Source organism: Wolbachia endosymbiont of Chironomus riparius (assembly GCF_918315375.1).
On the sequence record NZ_OU906733.1, the window covers coordinates 157,722 to 174,542 of the forward strand.

Genomic DNA, 16,821 nt, shown 5'->3' on the forward strand with positions numbered 1-16,821 from the left:
AATGTACTCAACTGAGTACATTAAAGTTCGTTAAAGAGTTTTATACTCTTCACTTGGTTTTATGTAAAAATAGAATTACGTAAAAGTATTTTTATTTATTCTTCATTTGCGAAAATGAGTCATAAAGTATGTTACAAGCAGTATCTATATGTTCATTCTCAATAATGAGTGGAGGTGTGATTCTAATTACTCTATTATTAAAAACTTTAGTCAAAATCAAGCCTTTGTTTAGACAGTAATTAACAATTTCGTCAGCCACAGGAGCCTTAATTTCTATACCCATTAGCATTCCCTCTCCACGCACTTCCAACACTTTTTCAGAAAATTCATTAGCTAGAAGTAACAACTTCTCTTTTAAATATTTGCTTACTTTTTTTACGTGTTCAAAAAAATCTTGTTTTAACATAATATCTAATACTGCATTACCAACAGTCATAGCTAGTGGGTTACCACCATAAGTTGATCCATGAGTTCCTGGTGTAATAGCTTCTGTTATATAATCCTTTGCAAGACAAGCAGCTATAGGAAATCCATTACCCATAGCTTTAGCACATGTTAACATATCAGGTTCAATTCCTATGTTTTGATAATGAAAAAGAGAACCTATTCGTCCATAGCCAGATTGTACTTCATCAAGACAAAAAATTATTTCTTGTGCTTTTGTTATTTCTCTAACTTCCTTAATATATTTTATATTCAATGGATGTACTCCACCTTCACTTTGTATAGGTTCTAGCAATATAGCAGCTGTTTCATCATTAATTTTATCCATTAAAGCTTGGATATTATTTCTTGGTACTTTATCAAAACCAGTTAGTAGAGGAGCGAAACCTTCTCGTGACTTTTCGTTTCCTCCGGCAGAAATTGCTGCAATACTACGACCATGGAACCCACCTTCAATTGTAATAATGCGGTTGCGTTTCTCCTGTCCTCTAACGTAAAAATAGCGACGAATGAATTTTATTGCAGCTTCAGTTGCTTCAAGTCCACTAGAACAAAAAAAAATTTTATTCGCGAAACTAAGATTGACCAAACGTTCGGCAAGTAATTCTTGTTGTGGTATGGTAAAAACGTTAGAACAATGCCAAAGAGAACTTAATTGAGTGTTTAGTTTTTCTATGATGTATGGATGGCAATGTCCTAGTGAAGTGGTAGCAATACCAGCTGCAAAATCTAGATATTTCTTACCATTTTGATCAAATAGACATACACCTTCTCCTCTTACTATAGGTATTTTAGTTCTGCTATAAGCACTTACTATACAACTCATTTTAAGTATTTACACACTCCTCTATACTATAGCAAAAACTAATTTTTTAGTATAAAGCTTTTCCTGTTAAAGCTGTTTTTGTTAATTGTTTCAAAGCTGTACCTTGCTTGCAATTTTGACTTAAAGGATTGAGGAAATCATTTTTATATTCATTGCTATTTTTTTTGTTTTGAAAACTATCTACCTTTGGAGCCTTGTTGCCTATATATGGTTGACTTAAAGGGTTGAGGAAATCATTTTTATAGTTATTGTTATGTTCTTTATTTTGAAAACTATTTATCTTTGGAGTTTTATTGTCTATATATGGTTGACTTAAAGGATTGAGGAAATCATTTTTATATTCATTGCTATTTTTTTTGTTTTGAAAACTATCTACCTTTGGAGCCTTGTTGCCTATATATGGTTGACTTAAAGGGTTGAGGAAATCATTTTTATAGTTATTGTTATGTTCTTTATTTTGAAAACTATTTATCTTTGGAGTTTTATTGTCTATATATGGTTGACTTAAAGGGTTGAGGAAATCATTTTTATAGTTATTGTTATGTTCTTTATTTTGAAAACTATTTTCCTTTTTAGTTCCTTCTGTATAACTTACATTTCTTACTTCACTTTTTTCTTGAGAAATAGCTTGAAATTTACTGAATGTACAATAACCAACAAGCCCTATTATAGGTGTTAAAATCAATAATATATTAACAGAGCTATTTAACCAATTACTAACATAATCAGGTATATTAGGTAAAAATAATTGAAGTGTTGTTAATATACCTACAATAAAACTACAACTTAAAACTGCAATCCCAATTAAAAACAAGCCCTTTTCTATTTCGAGGAGTGTTTGTTTTATAGTACTAGATTTATTTATTTCACAATCTAAATTAAGTTCTTGAAACAAAGTGATAAGTGAAAAAGAAAGTGTAGAAGCAGATTCATTGCTATTAGAGGAAAAATTTGATTTTGTTGTATTATTAATAGAAATGTTAGCATCAGCAAAGACATATTCAAGTACGCTTGTGCTAGGTGTAGAAGGTAAAAATATTGTTTTTGAGAATTGAGAACTAGGTTCATTTACACATGACCTCATATCCTGCTCACTATAATTTTTTTTGTTACATGATTTTTCGTAAATTACATTAAAGAGTAGCAGTGCTGTTCCTATAATTAATAAAAACTCTGTTTTAAAAGTAAAAGAAATTAAAACATCATTCTTCTCTAAAAGATAATTTATTGAAGAATAACCAAGTGTAAAAACAGAAAGTAGAAAGAATATATACAAGTAATTTTTAATCGTAGAGTACAAATTTATTTTTCCATTAAAATATTTCATCTTGCGTAACGTATGTATTAAAAATTGATAATTTATTTTTTTTCTCCCTTTAGAGGAGATAATATATGAAAGGTTAAATACTATAAGTTAACAAACAATTAATTTGGTCTGCTAAGAGAATTTTATTATGTTTAAACCACTGATTTTTCTATTTTCTATATCTTGATGAGCTTGAATAATTTCATTAAATTGATATTTTTTATTAATCCTTACAGTTAAGAGATTTTTTCTTAGCATCTCAAATATTTCCATTGCTGTAAGTACTAATGTAAACCTGTCCTGTTTGTAGCGGTATATTGAAGTACTAGTTATAAATAACGAGCGGGAAGTAAGTAAGGAAAAATTAACTGGAGCTGGGCCAGATATTTGCCCATAAGAAACATATATGCCAAATATTCCTAGAGTTTTAAAGGAAATTTCACTAGTAGAATAACCTATAGGATCATAAACTGCATTTAGTCCTTTACCTTTTGTAATCTCTTTAATTTTGTCAATAGCATCATTCTCATTATAATTTATTACATATGAGCAACCATTTTTAAATGCAGTGCTGACCTTGTCGTCTGAACTGACAGAACCTATTACCACACTATTTTTATCTTTTGCCCATTGACATAGTATCTGGCCTAATCCACCATTTGCACCATTGACCATCACGAAAGCACCAGGTTTTATTTTGTAAGATTGATTGATTAAATAATGGGCTGCCATTCCCTTAAATAGGACTGCAGCAACAACTTCATCTGATATATCATTTGGAATTTTTATTAGATATTTTTGATGTATGAGGCGTTTTTCACAATATGCTCCAGGTGGAGCTGTACAATATCCAACTCTGTCACCAATTTTTAAGCCTTCATTTACTTTTTCACCAATTTTTTCAACAACTCCTACTGCTTCTACTCCAAGAATAATTGGTAAATTTTTAATTTTGCGAGTACCTCTCCTAAGTTCAGCATCATAACGATTTAAACCTATCACTGTATGACGTATTAAAACTTCTTCACCTTTTGGATCAATGATATTTTTGTTGCAAAATTCTAATACTTCTGGCCCTCCATTTTTTCTAATTTGTATAGCTTTAATCATAATAAATATAAAATAGAAATTTTTATCATGTTATCTGATAATAAAGATGTTGCAAAACTATTTAGAGATATAATCGTATGATACAACTGTAGCATTTATTATTTTTTTTATATTTACATTGCTCATATTAAATTTTTACATGAAATGTTAAAATAAGTGCTTTGGCTATAAGACTCTATTTAAATGGTGAGATCTTTTTTTTGATTTAAGGTTGAAGCAAAACATTTTTAAATTTATAGTTTGTAACCATATAATATTTCATAATAAATTAGATCATGTTATACAAATTACTGCTTTTGCTACCACCTGAAATTTCTCACTCTTTAGCAATTATAGCATTAAAAAACATTCTATATAGAAACCCTATAGAATTACCAGAGTCTTTAACTGTAAATTTTTTTGGCAAAAAACTAAAAAGTCCTGTAGGTTTGGCAGCTGGTTTTGACAAAAATGCAGAAGTCATTAAGCCTATGCTATCACTTGGATTTGGATTTATTGAAACTGGTACCGTTACTCTGAATCCTCAATACGGTAATAAAAAACCAAGGATATTTAGATTGATTAAAGATCAAGGAGTGATCAACAGATTAGGTTTTAATAATAAAGGAATAGACTATTTTCTTGAACAAATAGGTAAAACTACACTTAAAGATTGTGTTTTTGGTATAAATATAGGAAAGAATAGAACATCACAAGATAAAATTAGCGATTATATAAAATTAATAAAAATAACACACGGCAAAAAGCGATTATCTAGTGTTAAATATTTCATCACCTAACACACTCAATTTGCGTAATTTACACAATAGGGAAGAATTATCACAATTTTTAAAAGCTGTTCGTAGTTTAACTGATGAAATGTCTATAACTACTCCGATTATACTTAAGATATCACCAGATATAGATCAAAACACAAAAGAAGGTATAGCTGAACTTACTCTAGAACATAAGATTGATGGATTGATAGTTAGTAACACCACTGTGCATAGAGACAATTTACACTCTTATCAAAGTGAAATTGGAGGATTAAGCGGCAAGCCATTATTTAAGCTTTCAACTGAATTATTAAGCGATATGTATAAGCTTACTAAAGGTAAAATATTGCTAATAGGATGTGGAGGTATTTCGAATGGTTCTGATGCATATGAAAAAATAAAATCAGGGGCTTCTTTGATACAATTATATACAGCTCTTATATATCATGGACCTCGCGTCGTGAAAAAAATCAACCTAGAACTTGTAGAATTGCTAAAGAGGGATGGATTTAATAACGTTAGTGATGCAGTTGGATGTATACATTAGGAACTCATTTTTAGTACATATTTAATATAGAGAAAACATACATTATGAGTGATAAAATTAGAAATCACTGTTGCTTTTATGAAGCTTGTATTACTGTTTTGGCATTGTATAAAATATCAACTTACAACATGTTAATTTAACTATAAATTAACTTTAAGAATACATAATTAAAAAGTGTGTTTTTATTCATTTTGATTAAAAAAAGAGGCTAGAGGTATGACTGATTCAATTATTAAATCTGAAGGTTCTAAGAAGAGAATTCTTGATAAAAAATCAACAGAGTCTTCTTCTTGGGGAAGCTCAAAAAACTTAAATTCTCAGAAAGATCCTAATCAAGAAAGTGCTGACAATTGTACGGTATATGAAAATAAGTCTTTTAGAGAGGACTATACACAGAATGATTCAACTTGGGGAAAAACAAAGATAAATCCAGAATCCAAGTGGGATGATGAATTCTACGAGCAGACAGAAAACGTTGGCAATGGAGTAAACGCTTGGGAAAAAACAATAAACTTTGATAAAAAGAACCGTCCAAAGAGTTGTATAGAATTTGATTATCCTTATCAGAATCAGAAAAAGAAAAACAGTGTAACCTGGGAAGATGAAAGATCAGCTTCAGAAATTAACTTGAGCGGTTTAAACAACAAATTTTCAAGCATTGCCATAGATAATATAACAAATTTAGCAAAGTTTCAGCAAAATCAATCGCAGATTTCAACCTTCACAGATCATTCACTTGAGTTAATGAGTGGAGAGAATATAGGGTTAACAGAACATGAAGATGACAACAAATTTTCAAGCACCTTCATAGATAATATAACAAAATTAGCGCAGTACCAAAGTCAATCGCAGATTTCAACTTTCACAGATCATTCATTTGAGTTAATGAGTGAAGAGAATATAGGATTAACAGAACATCAAAGTGAATTGTATTATAATTTACTAAACATATTGATGAATTTAAAAGATTATAATTATGATGAGAGTAACATAATGAACTTAAGGAATTTTTAAAAACTCATAAAAATGATCCTGATTTAAAAGCAATTATTAACTCTAAAACAACAGAGCTAGATAATACAATGTTGCATAAATTTTCGGATCTCGATAGTGACATTTTAGATTTACTTTTGAATGCAGGAGCTGACCCAAATATACAAGATAAAGACGGAAAAACACCACTACATTATATGGTTGATTGCGTTAGTGGTAGTGATGTAAAAGAGAATCAAATAGGAATTCTCTTAAAACACGGAGCAAAAACTAATATTCGAGATTATCAGCTAGGAAGGACTCCGTTACATTATGCTGCTGATAATGGGTATGTTGGTGCAATAGAATTACTTACAGGAGGCGAGGTAAACAGGGGTATTAATATTCAAGATAATGAAGGTAGCACACCGTTACATCTTGCTGCCCTGCATTACGATAATGCTACTGAGCTTAAATCTCTAGATTTACTTTTAAAAGCAGGAGCTGATCCAAACATACAAGATGAAAATGGAAAAACACCACTACATTCTATGTGTGATTATCATAATAGAGACGATCAAATAGAAATTCTCTTAAAACACGGAGCAAAAACTGATATTCAAGATTATGATACAAAGAGGACTCCGTTACATTATGCTGCAGATAGTGGTTATGTTGCTGCAATAGAATTGTTGACAAGAGGTGAGGTAAATGGTGGTAGTATTAATATTCAAGATATTGAAGGTAATACACCTTTACATAGCGCACTATATAGTAAGGAGATATATGCTGTGGAGTGTATCTTAACAAACAAAGGAATTAATACAGATATAAAAAACAAACAAGGATTAACACCATTATTGACTGCGGCAAGTATAAGTAAAGTAGAAATAATGGAAAACATATTAGATAAAACACTTGGAAACAAAGGGGTAAATATTGATCTAGATATAAAAAACAAACAAGAGCTAAAATCATTATTGACTACTGCATTGCTTAAAGATGTTGATTTAACATCATCAACTACTAAAGTTACAAGTTATGGATCAATAATAGAAAAAATATTAGATAAAACACTTGGAAACAAAGGGGTAAATATTAATCTAGATATAAAAAACAAACAAGAGCTAAAATCATTATTGACTACTGCAGCTCTAAGTGATACAGAAAAAATGGAAAAAATATTAGATAAAATACTAGAAGATAAAGAAGTAAATATCAATTTAGGAATACAAAATAGAGAAGAGCTGGTAGCAGTAGTTAATATTGTAAGATCTACTGCAGGTTTAAGTGAAGAAATAAAGGGAAACATATTACATCAAGTACAACTTATTCATAAGGATAAAGATGGTTATGGTAATAGTGCTATACATTATGCAGCATGTAATCGCTATAATGGTAATAGTCTCAAACCAACACAATGGGAGTTTCCTTCAGTAGATGATGATTATATCAACGAAGAAAATGTATTTCAGGCAGTAAATTCTCTAATTGATCACGGTATTGATGTCAATATAAAAAATCAAAATAATAATACACCTCTATTTTTTGCCGTTGAGAATTTTAGACCTGAAGTTGCTAGAAAACTTTTAGAAAAAGGAGCGGATATAAATGTAAGAGATAAAAATGGTTATACAGCATTGCATTATGCAATCAAAACAAAAAGTCTAAAAATGCTATTAAAACTTTTGCCTCGTAAAATAGATAATTATGGAGTTGAGGTGATAGATATAGACGAAGCTGTAAAGCTAATTTCCGGTGCCGAAGATGATGAAGAAAATACTCTTTTGCATCACGCTGTTAAACTTGGATGTGATAGAGGAATGTTAAAGTTTCTTATAGAACATGGAGTGAATATAGATGCAAAGAATAGAAATGGAGTAGCTCCAATTCATATAGCTGCCAAATATGGAAATGAGCACTTAATAGATTTTTTTCTAGAAAATAGAGCTAATATTAATTTAGAATGTGGAAATTTTGCAAAATCAGAAATTAATGTTATAGAGCAAAATTTTATTAATATTAAAGGTGATAATATAGCAAAAAGTACCATCAATATAACTAATATAGATTTGGAAAATAATATTATTAGTTATAAAAAAGCAACACCTATATCAATAGCTACTGATAGTAATCATGATAATGCTGTAACACAATTTTTATCACAGGGGGCAAAATCAAATGTTGCTAATAAAAAAGGATTGACACCCTTACATATTGCAATAAAAAAGGTGTATGATAAGAGCTGCACAGAAGAAGAAAGAGAGACAGCATATAACATTGTAGAGAAACTTGCACCGTTTTCCGATATAATGAATGATAAAAGAATTAGAGATATAATAGAACAAGTGATTTGTGGTAAAGGTGATAATAATTTACCAAATGCACCTGTTGATGAATTTGCACCTAGTGCTCCTGTTGATTATAGTTTTTATGATCAAGTTGGTTCTTATGTCGGAGAAATACCAGATCTTTATCCCGATCTTTCAAAAGAATTTAGTGAAATGGATGCAATAGGTGAAGCTAAAAATGTATCAAGTGTCTTGCCTCTAAGTACAGCACCAGAAAGCGATTGTAAAAATTTGAATAACACTCCAGAAAAGATAAAATTTAGTAAAGAAATAAATGAATTTTTGTCCGGGATTAAAGAAGCTAAAAACCTAGATAAATTGGAGAAAGTTTTAAATCAAGTTTTAAAATCTAGAATAAAATTAAGCGGAGAAGGAGATCCTTTGATGGATCTTATAATGAAAAAAATATTAGAATTAAATTGCTTAGAGAAAAATCCTAAAGCTGCAAGTAATATAATTTGTAAATTATTAGAAAGAGGGGCTAATATTTTTCATGGGAAAAGCTATGAAGAAATTAACAATAACGTGGGAGTTAAATTTAAAAATCATAAAGCTAATGCACTAAAGGCTATTTCTCAATATAGTGAGCTTAATATGGATTTTAATAAAATTGCAAAGAATGCTATACTTAATGGCGATTTCATATCTGCAGAGGTAAATAATAAGACTTTTTATATAGAATACTCTAAGGGTAGCATAGTGGAAGTGGCTCAAATTATAGATGAAGCAAAAAATCTAAAACTATTTAAAGGAAGTATAAAATGTGGTGATAGCGTAATAAAAATAGGTACTAATGAACTACAAATACAAACGGCTAGTGGCTCAAGAAATTATGCTGATATTTCAGACAATGGTGATTTTATACTAACTTTTAATACTAGCTTAGGAGAATTAGGAGTTAGGTTATATCGTGATATACAAAACAAAAATATTGTGAAAATAGAAATTGATAATCAAGAAAAAGTTAATCAACTAATGAATAAAAAGGAAGAAATTGGAAAAAATTGTCGTTTAGGAGGTTTGACTGTTTTTGATGCAATAAAACAAGGATATTTTGAAAGAATGGAAAAATCGCAACATTTTACAGAGAAAAATTGTTCTGATGCAAAACACCAAAAAGAAAGTAAAAGTCTTTGTGATCAAAAGGAAATAAGTGTAGGAGTGAAAAATACGGATTGTATATCTGCAAAAAAAGGTAATATAGGATATTGGCAGAATAAAGTAACAGAAGAAACAAAACCTGTGAGTTGTAGATCACATTAAAGAACGGTTTTCTATAAACTCTACAATACAAACCTTATAAGTTGGTATATCGCACTTTTTTTCTTAAATCTTAATGAGTTTTATATTATAATTTCATAGATATAAATTTATAATATAAAAATTTTTTTCAATATAGGTTATTACAAGTTCTAATTTGTAAGAACCAGATGTTTTATTAATATAAATCTTAGTCGTTATGTATAATTCTTATTTTTTTATATTAGAAATTTTACTTTTCAACAAAGCTAATTTTCTGTCAGTATAGTAATAATTACCTTCTCCACTGAAGCCATGTAACTCATTTTGAAAGTTGTCTATAATCGTTGATTCAAACCCATGTTGTTTAAAGATATTTTGCTATAAAATCTCTTTCACTGCCTACATCAGCACTGATCTTATGAGTAAATTTCTTAGTTTTACGGTTAAATTTGACTTTTTTGTCAAATGATGCAGATCCTACCCAAATTTCTTCTTTTGCTGGAATTTTCCAAAATCTCACGTGATGACGTTTACGTGTACTGCCTCATATTGAAGTTGATATATAATAGCATTAGGCTTTTGTAAATAATATGGCGCATGTGAGTAGTACAAGGTGCTAACTGAAGCCTTTACGATAAGGAAGATTGAAAATACAATCAAGTGCCATCCTTGGCATGATGTGCATGATAAAATGACAATAAGAATAATATATATCTTATACGTGTGATTTTTTGTTTTCATACGTATAATGTTGTTTGATAAGAGTTAGCAATTCTTATTTAGGAAATAGTATAAAACAACGGATATATCTTCTTTTTGCTCTTAAGTTGTTAGTCTGGTACTTTGTGTACGAATCACACTGCAGTTTTTGCCAACACAGATGTATTTTATGCTATCTTTAATTTTCCTGTTTTCTTATTTGAACATTCGACCTCTATAAGATTTTGATGTAGATAAAATTTGCTCATTTTCTCCTATAATAATTTTTGTTTTTTTACTTTCTTTTTCCCAGAGTAAGATTTTTTATTCTTTATATCTTTTTTTCTCTGTATTTGCTGCTCTGTCACATCCACTAAAATCTTAAATACCTTTTTGCTATCTTTTTCTTTTATTTTCACCACTCTTTGCAGTGAATCTAGTGTTTTAATTATAAAAAAAGTAAAGGAAATGTAAGATAAAAAGCTTGCTTACTGAAATTAGTTACTTTAATATGGAAAATTACTAATTTGGTATAAGAGAGCATGTCAAGTTTTTTTGATCAACAATTAATAGAACAGCTTAAAAGCAGCAATCGATAGTAGTGATCTTAAGTTATTACAAGTATTGTTAGATGTGAAACATCTTCAATTACCTGGGTATTGGCTTGCTAATGCCATTCTTTCTTATAAGTTACAGGAGTTATTCAAACTTTAAAATATCAATTACCTATCAACATAATTGCCATACAAAAACAAATCTTAGACAAAAATTTTGCAGATCTTATTGGTTGTTGCGATGATGTGGATATAGTAATAGGAGATAGTGCTGTTATTAAAAAAGTAAATAAAGAGTTAGAAGCAGTAGAACAGAAAATACTACAGAAATATAAAAATTTCCAACATGAAGTTGTAGAAAATGAATATCAAGTTTTTAATGTACAAGACATGTGTGATGCAAATAACATTCCTTATTCTTACCATAGCGATGACTATACAGGAGGAAATAAGTGTGTAAGAGGTTTTACTGAAGAATTTCAAAATGACCTTTGTTTACAACCTGTACTAAAATTAGATGTATCACACAATTATAAAAAAATATATGGTGAGATGTGTGTGAAGATTAAGAAACAATATCAATTGAGAATTAGAAATGGTCAATCTATCAGTTCTTTGCATCAATCATTGACAAAAAAACTTAATGAATTAACAGGTAGTGACAATAAATTGAGGTCGATACTAAACTAATATTAGTAAAGAAATAGTAAGTAGAGTACAAAATAATGAATTTGTCAAAAAGGTTTATGATAAATTAATAAAAAATGTGTTGCGTATCGCATATAAAACTATAAATCACCCATTACATAAAGAATTTGATGATATAGAAGGTGGACTGGAAAAAAAGTTTAAAATAAAAAGAGAAAGAATAAGGGAATACGTTATAAAAAATAGTCGGTATGAACTTATCAAAGATTGTATGGAATATGCGGCAAGTAAAAATAAACCTAGCTTACATGTAATCAGTGTATTGATTGTTAATGGGGCATCTTTACTAGCAAGTTACGTTATAGATGCTCAAACGCAAAAATCAATTACAGTAAAAGAAAAACTGCAACAGCTAGGGGGAGAATATAACGCTCTAATAGATAAATCAATTTTTACAATAATAAGAAAAGTGCATAAGTTAATATTTGATTTTCCTATGATAGGAAAGGAAGGAATAGATTTACTGAAAGTTGTCTCTGAAATCCCTTCTGAGAAAGGATGTTTTGTAGAAAGTGCAGAGGATTTAATATTATTCAATAAAATAGGTGATGAGGGTAAAAGAGAGTTTTTAAGTCTATTGCAAACTTGCATCAATGATTGTGATTTTAGTAAATTTAGACATAGATTATCTTTACTTAGTAGTGAATCTGTATCTAAAAAAGAGCGAGAACATGCATATGTTATACTTAATGAATGTGTCAAAGTTGGTTACTTAGCAATAGCCACAGGAGATGATAGAGTAATAATAGATTACTTATTAGAAATAAAAGAAGAATCAAAACAATCTAAAAATCCATATCTCAAAAAACTTTATGAGAAATTTTTTGAGATTTTAAGCGATTATGATGATTTACCAAAATCAATGTTTTTAAGTAGGTGTTTTAGGTATATTGTGCGTACAGTGAAATCTTACTCCGGATATGAATGGAATCCAGCGTGGGAAAAAATATTTACAGGTCCTGGTTATCGCACAGATGTAGGTGAATGGTCAAAAAATAACTATGAGGAAATAATAAAAGCGAAAGATAAGAGAAGTACGAAGAGAATCGAAGAATTAGCTGAAGGAAGAAGGAAGGCAGAGCAAAAGGCGGAACAAATTAGGAATGTAAGTGGAATTTTCACAAGAGAAATATTAAAGCTTGATGAGGAAGAGCTAAGAGATATAGTAGCAGATAGTCAAGAAAAGGTAGTAGAAAGAGTAGTTAAGGAAAGTAACACTGCACCGAAGAAATTGTTACAGGCAATAATTGAAGAAATAAAATGGAAAGAAATCAAGTATTAGCAGAAGGTGAGGTGAGTAATGAAGTGATAGAAGCTGGTATAAAAATATTTGATAGTACCTTGTTGAGCAATGTGAATGTCAATCAGCTAGGTATGTGTATGAGTAGAAGATAATAATAAAGACAAATTTTCATATGCATTTGGAAGTGTAAGTTTGCAATTGTGGCAAAATTTTAAGGTTTTCTGAACATAGAAGGTACCGCATTTTGATTTGGGAGTTTTAGCTAAGTTTTTTAATGAAATATTTTAACTTTTTTTAAAAATTTATCTATTTGTTTTATCTAAATCGTGAAAAGTATATAAAAATCAATACTCTGTTTATAGACAAGTTCTCATCGCTTCATTTTTTTTGTAGATCAGATGTTTTATTTAAATTCACTTGGCACAATTGAATTTTCTGCAGCTTTTGTTCTGGCACTGAGTGATTCTTATTACTTCGAGGCTCATCTATAGAATTACTTTTTGCTGGTGCTTCTTCTACTCTTGAAATATGCTGTGCTTCTTGTATATTATGCTCATTATTAGAACAATTAATTGTATTTGCTGTAACAACGCCGATTGCTTCAAGTATAATATTTTGCTGTGTTTTTATAAATCAGGCCTTGAGAGATCTGAATTTTTGCTTCTATTAATAGTTTTTCTATATCACCGAGAATCTCTTCTTTTTTTCTCATCAGTTAAATCAGATTCACTTGCCTGGTTGAGAAGTTTTTTTAGTAATGATTTACCAATCTCTCGGCGCTTTTTTTCTAAAATTTCCAGCTTTTTATGTAATTTACTTTTATGATCTGGTGTAAAGTTTGTACAATTTTTAATTAACTGTTTTATATTATTACTATACTCTTTTACTATCATTAACCCGTTAATTCCTACAGAGTTTTTTGTTTGTTTGAGCAAATTAGTATAATTTTGTATTAATTCCAGAGTTTTTTTCTCTATATTTTCATAATCATATTTTCTTTTTTTATCAGGAATTTTATTACCCTGCTCAGCATTTTTACGTTTTAGTGATGATAAAGGTATTTTACATGGCATGAAAATATGTTCTTTTATTTCTTTCAAAAATTTTGTTACTGTAAGCTTAATATTTTCATTGTGATCTACAGCTTTTTTTAAATATTTTTCAGTTTGATCATCGATCTCAAGTGTGATTTTACATTTTGGATCATATTGATTTATTCCACCAAGTATTTCTTGCATTACACTTAGGAACTCTTCTATTAAATTTAAATCACCACTTTCAATAGCATGTATTAAAGCTGTTTTCCCATGTTTATCTTTTTGATTAAGGGTAATCGCTGTTTCCGGAGATAATAAAAACCGAATACATTCTGAATGACCGGAATTTATTGTAAGCATTAATGCGTTATAACTATCATTATCTTTTTTAAAGAACTGGTCACTACCTTGAGTATCTTTTGCTATATACGAAAAAATCCGCTGATTATAAACTTCCTGTAATTCTTTTGGCGAGTATACGTCATCAGTTAGATGTTCAGGAATATGGTATGATTTTTTCAACAAATCTGCTCTTCCATAATCTGCTGCAATCATGATTAAATTTCTTCCTTTGTAATTTTGCATATTAAAGATTTTCAAGCTTTCAATACCAAACTCTTTTCTTTCTTCTTGTGGCACCTTTTCGTAAGATTTCACTAATTTTTCAACTAACTGTTTCAGTTTTTTTAGGTTTTCTTCTTTTAACGCAGCAAGAAAAGTATCTCTTATTGTATTAAAATCATTAGACATTATAGTTATAAAATTAGGAGTGATACTTAATATTACAACACATTGTATGCCTTATCAAGTAAATGATTAATTTATCATTATTTGTTCAAAATTTATCGTAAAACTATGTCTTCACGAATAAATTGATGTTACTCTTTTATCACTTATTTTAAATTTCTTATGTTCATACATTTGCGTCTTCATAGTGTTTATTCACTACTGAAAAGTTCAGTAAAAATTGAAGAATTAATTGAACTTTGTTTGAAAAATAAAATGCCAGCGGTTGCAATTACTGATTTAGGTAACTTATTTGGCTCACTTGAATTTGCAGAATATGCTGCATCTAAGGGAATACAGCCAATAATAGGCTGCGACATTACCATTAAGTGTTTAGATCAAGATCTACCTATATTGCTAATTGCAAAAGATCAGCAAGGGTATATGAACTTGGTTAGTTTAGTAAGTGAATCTTTTAAAAAACGTAATAGTAATAGTGATATTCCTTATGTTAATTTGATGAATTATTAAATTTAAGCATAGGATTAATAGCTTTAACGGGAGGGCATGATGGAATATTAGCGAAGCTTTTGCTCAAAAAAGATGAAGAAATAATTCGTAAGTTGTTATTAAAATTTGAAAACCGTTTATATGTAGAATTGCAACGTCATGGATTAAGAGAAGAGTTAGAATTGGAGGAAAAATTGATAGATTTTGCCTACCAGTATAATATTCCACTTGTTGCAACAAATGATGTATTTTTTGCGAACAGATCTGATTATGAAGCTCATGACATACTAACTTGTATATCAGAAGGAAGTTATGCTTTGGAAGAGAATAGAAAAAAATTCACCACTGAACATTACTTTAAGTCGGCAAAAGAAATGAAGAAGTTATTTAGTGATATTCCTGAAGCAGTTCATAATACTTTAGTAATAGCTCAACGCTGTTCTTATATGCCAATAAGTAGACAGCCCATTCTACCTAAATTTCCTTGCAAAAGCAATAAAACTGAAAATGAAGAACTAAGAGAGCAAGCAATCTCAGGATTAAAATTTCGTATTGCAAATGACGATAGTATAAATTTAAAACAATATGATGATAGGTTAAATTATGAACTCAGTGTAATAACTTCAATGAACTATTCTGGTTATTTTTTAATAGTCTCAGATTTTATTCGTTGGAGTAAAGCAAATGATATTTCAGTTGGACCAGGAAGAGGTTCTGGAGCGGGTTCGATTGTTGCTTGGGTGTTACAAATCACAGAACTTGATCCGATAAAATTTGGGTTAATATTTGAGAGATTTTTGAATCCTGATCGTATTTCAATGCCTGATTTTGATATTGATTTTTGCCAAGAAAAAAGAGATTTAGTCATTGACTATGTTCATAAAAAATATGGTTATGTTGCTCAAATAATCACTTTTGGTAAATTACAAGCAAGGGCAGTACTGCGTGATGTTGGTAGAGTATTACAAATGCCTTACTCTCAGGTTGATAAAATTTCCAAAATGGTTCCATTTAATCCTGTGAATCCTGTTACTTTATCACAAGCAATTAAGTTAGATCGAAATTTACAGAAGGAACGTGATAGTGATGAAGTGATAGCAAAGCTTCTTGCAATATCACTGAGGCTTGAAGGTATATATCGGCATATTTCTACTCATGCAGCTGGTATTGTGATATGTGACCAAAATTTGGAAAATTTCGTTCCTTTATATTATGATGCCACTTCATCATTGCCTATTACTCAGTATAGCATGAAATACGTTGAAAAAGCAGGACTTGTAAAATTTGACTTTCTTGGCCTTGGTACATTAACTTTAGTAAAGCATGTTTGTAATTTAATTAATCGCAAGGGAAAATTTTTTAATGTTTATTCTCTACCTTTAAATGATAAAGCAACCTATGAAATGCTTTCTCGTGGAAAATCAATAGGTGTATTTCAACTTGAAAGTTCAGGAATGAGAGAAGCTTTGATAAAACTCAAGCCAGATTGCATTGAGGATATCATTGCATTAATTTCACTTTATCGTCCAGGCCCTATGGATAACATTCCCACTTATATTGCAAGAAAGCATGGGCTTGAAAAGCCAGATTATATTCATCCACTGTTGAAGGAAGCACTAAAAGAAACCTTTGGGGTAATAATTTATCAAGAACAAGTAATGGAAATAGCACGCGTTCTTTCTGGATATAGCCTTGCAGAAGCAGATTTGTTAAGGCGTGCCATGGGTAAGAAAATAAAGAAAGAAATGGATAAGCAGCGGGAACTTTTCATTAATGGTGCTAAAAGAAATG

General features: G+C 29.8%; 11 protein-coding genes and 2 pseudogenes. 7 read left to right on the forward strand and 6 right to left on the reverse strand.

Annotated features, from left to right (window positions below; genetic code table 11):
- Window positions 1–91: 91 nt before the first annotated feature.
- The 3 genes from NL275_RS00790 to NL275_RS00800 form a co-directional block, all read right to left on the reverse strand.
- A complete protein-coding gene (locus tag NL275_RS00790; RefSeq protein WP_253300111.1) occupies window positions 92–1,270 on the reverse strand; it encodes an aspartate aminotransferase family protein in 1,179 nt (392 codons plus the stop codon).
- A 46-nt stretch (window positions 1,271–1,316) separates the two neighbouring features.
- Window positions 1,317–2,597: a hypothetical protein gene (locus NL275_RS00795; protein ID WP_253300112.1), complete on the reverse strand. Its 1,281-nt coding sequence runs from the start codon at window positions 2,595–2,597 to the stop codon at window positions 1,317–1,319.
- A gap of 111 nt (window positions 2,598–2,708) precedes the next feature.
- Window positions 2,709–3,686 (reverse strand): quinone oxidoreductase family protein, encoded by a 978-nt coding sequence (locus NL275_RS00800; RefSeq protein ID WP_253300113.1) that lies wholly within the window; start codon window positions 3,684–3,686, stop codon window positions 2,709–2,711.
- Window positions 3,687–3,961: 275 nt separating this feature from the next.
- On the opposite strand from NL275_RS00800, the pseudogene NL275_RS00805 reads away from it, so the two are divergent.
- From NL275_RS00805 to NL275_RS00815, 3 genes and pseudogenes are all read left to right on the forward strand, one after another.
- Window positions 3,962–4,988: pseudogene (locus NL275_RS00805) on the forward strand (quinone-dependent dihydroorotate dehydrogenase).
- Between the two features lie 216 nt (window positions 4,989–5,204).
- On the forward strand, window positions 5,205–6,002 hold the full coding sequence (locus tag NL275_RS00810; protein ID WP_253300114.1) for a hypothetical protein: 798 nt from the start codon (window positions 5,205–5,207) through the stop codon (window positions 6,000–6,002).
- A 68-nt stretch (window positions 6,003–6,070) separates the two neighbouring features.
- A complete protein-coding gene (locus NL275_RS00815; protein WP_253300115.1) occupies window positions 6,071–9,574 on the forward strand; it encodes an ankyrin repeat domain-containing protein in 3,504 nt (1,167 codons plus the stop codon).
- A 343-nt stretch (window positions 9,575–9,917) separates the two neighbouring features.
- On the opposite strand, the gene NL275_RS00820 is transcribed toward NL275_RS00815, so the two are convergent.
- Both NL275_RS00820 and NL275_RS00825 read right to left on the reverse strand, forming a co-directional pair.
- Window positions 9,918–10,073 carry an LssY C-terminal domain-containing protein gene (locus tag NL275_RS00820; RefSeq protein ID WP_253300116.1) on the reverse strand — a complete coding sequence of 52 codons (156 nt, stop codon included), beginning with the start codon at window positions 10,071–10,073 and terminating at the stop codon, window positions 9,918–9,920.
- A 454-nt stretch (window positions 10,074–10,527) separates the two neighbouring features.
- Window positions 10,528–10,671: a hypothetical protein gene (locus tag NL275_RS00825; protein WP_253300117.1), complete on the reverse strand. Its 144-nt coding sequence runs from the start codon at window positions 10,669–10,671 to the stop codon at window positions 10,528–10,530.
- A 381-nt stretch (window positions 10,672–11,052) separates the two neighbouring features.
- Between NL275_RS00825 and NL275_RS00830 the strand changes: the two genes are divergently transcribed.
- The 3 genes from NL275_RS00830 to NL275_RS02650 all read left to right on the forward strand — a co-directional run bounded on the left by NL275_RS00830 (window position 11,053) and on the right by NL275_RS02650 (window position 12,909).
- The gene (locus tag NL275_RS00830) at window positions 11,053–11,496 is read left to right on the forward strand and encodes a hypothetical protein (protein WP_253300118.1); all 444 of its coding nucleotides are present in this window, start codon (window positions 11,053–11,055) and stop codon (window positions 11,494–11,496) included.
- Between the two features lie 76 nt (window positions 11,497–11,572).
- Entirely contained in the window at window positions 11,573–12,796 is a 1,224-nt protein-coding gene (locus NL275_RS00835; RefSeq protein ID WP_253300119.1) for a hypothetical protein, read from the forward strand.
- Window positions 12,775–12,909, forward strand: a complete 135-nt coding sequence (locus NL275_RS02650) for a hypothetical protein (protein ID WP_256468533.1) — start codon at window positions 12,775–12,777, stop codon at window positions 12,907–12,909. Before NL275_RS00835 ends, NL275_RS02650 begins: the two co-directional genes overlap by 22 nt.
- Window positions 12,910–13,440: 531 nt before the next feature.
- Here the strand turns inward: NL275_RS02650 and NL275_RS00840 are convergent.
- Window positions 13,441–14,544: an ankyrin repeat domain-containing protein gene (locus tag NL275_RS00840; protein WP_253300120.1), complete on the reverse strand. Its 1,104-nt coding sequence runs from the start codon at window positions 14,542–14,544 to the stop codon at window positions 13,441–13,443.
- Window positions 14,545–14,703: 159 nt separating this feature from the next.
- On the opposite strand from NL275_RS00840, the pseudogene dnaE reads away from it, so the two are divergent.
- A pseudogene (gene dnaE, locus NL275_RS00845) lies at window positions 14,704–16,821 on the forward strand (DNA polymerase III subunit alpha); the annotation flags it as partial.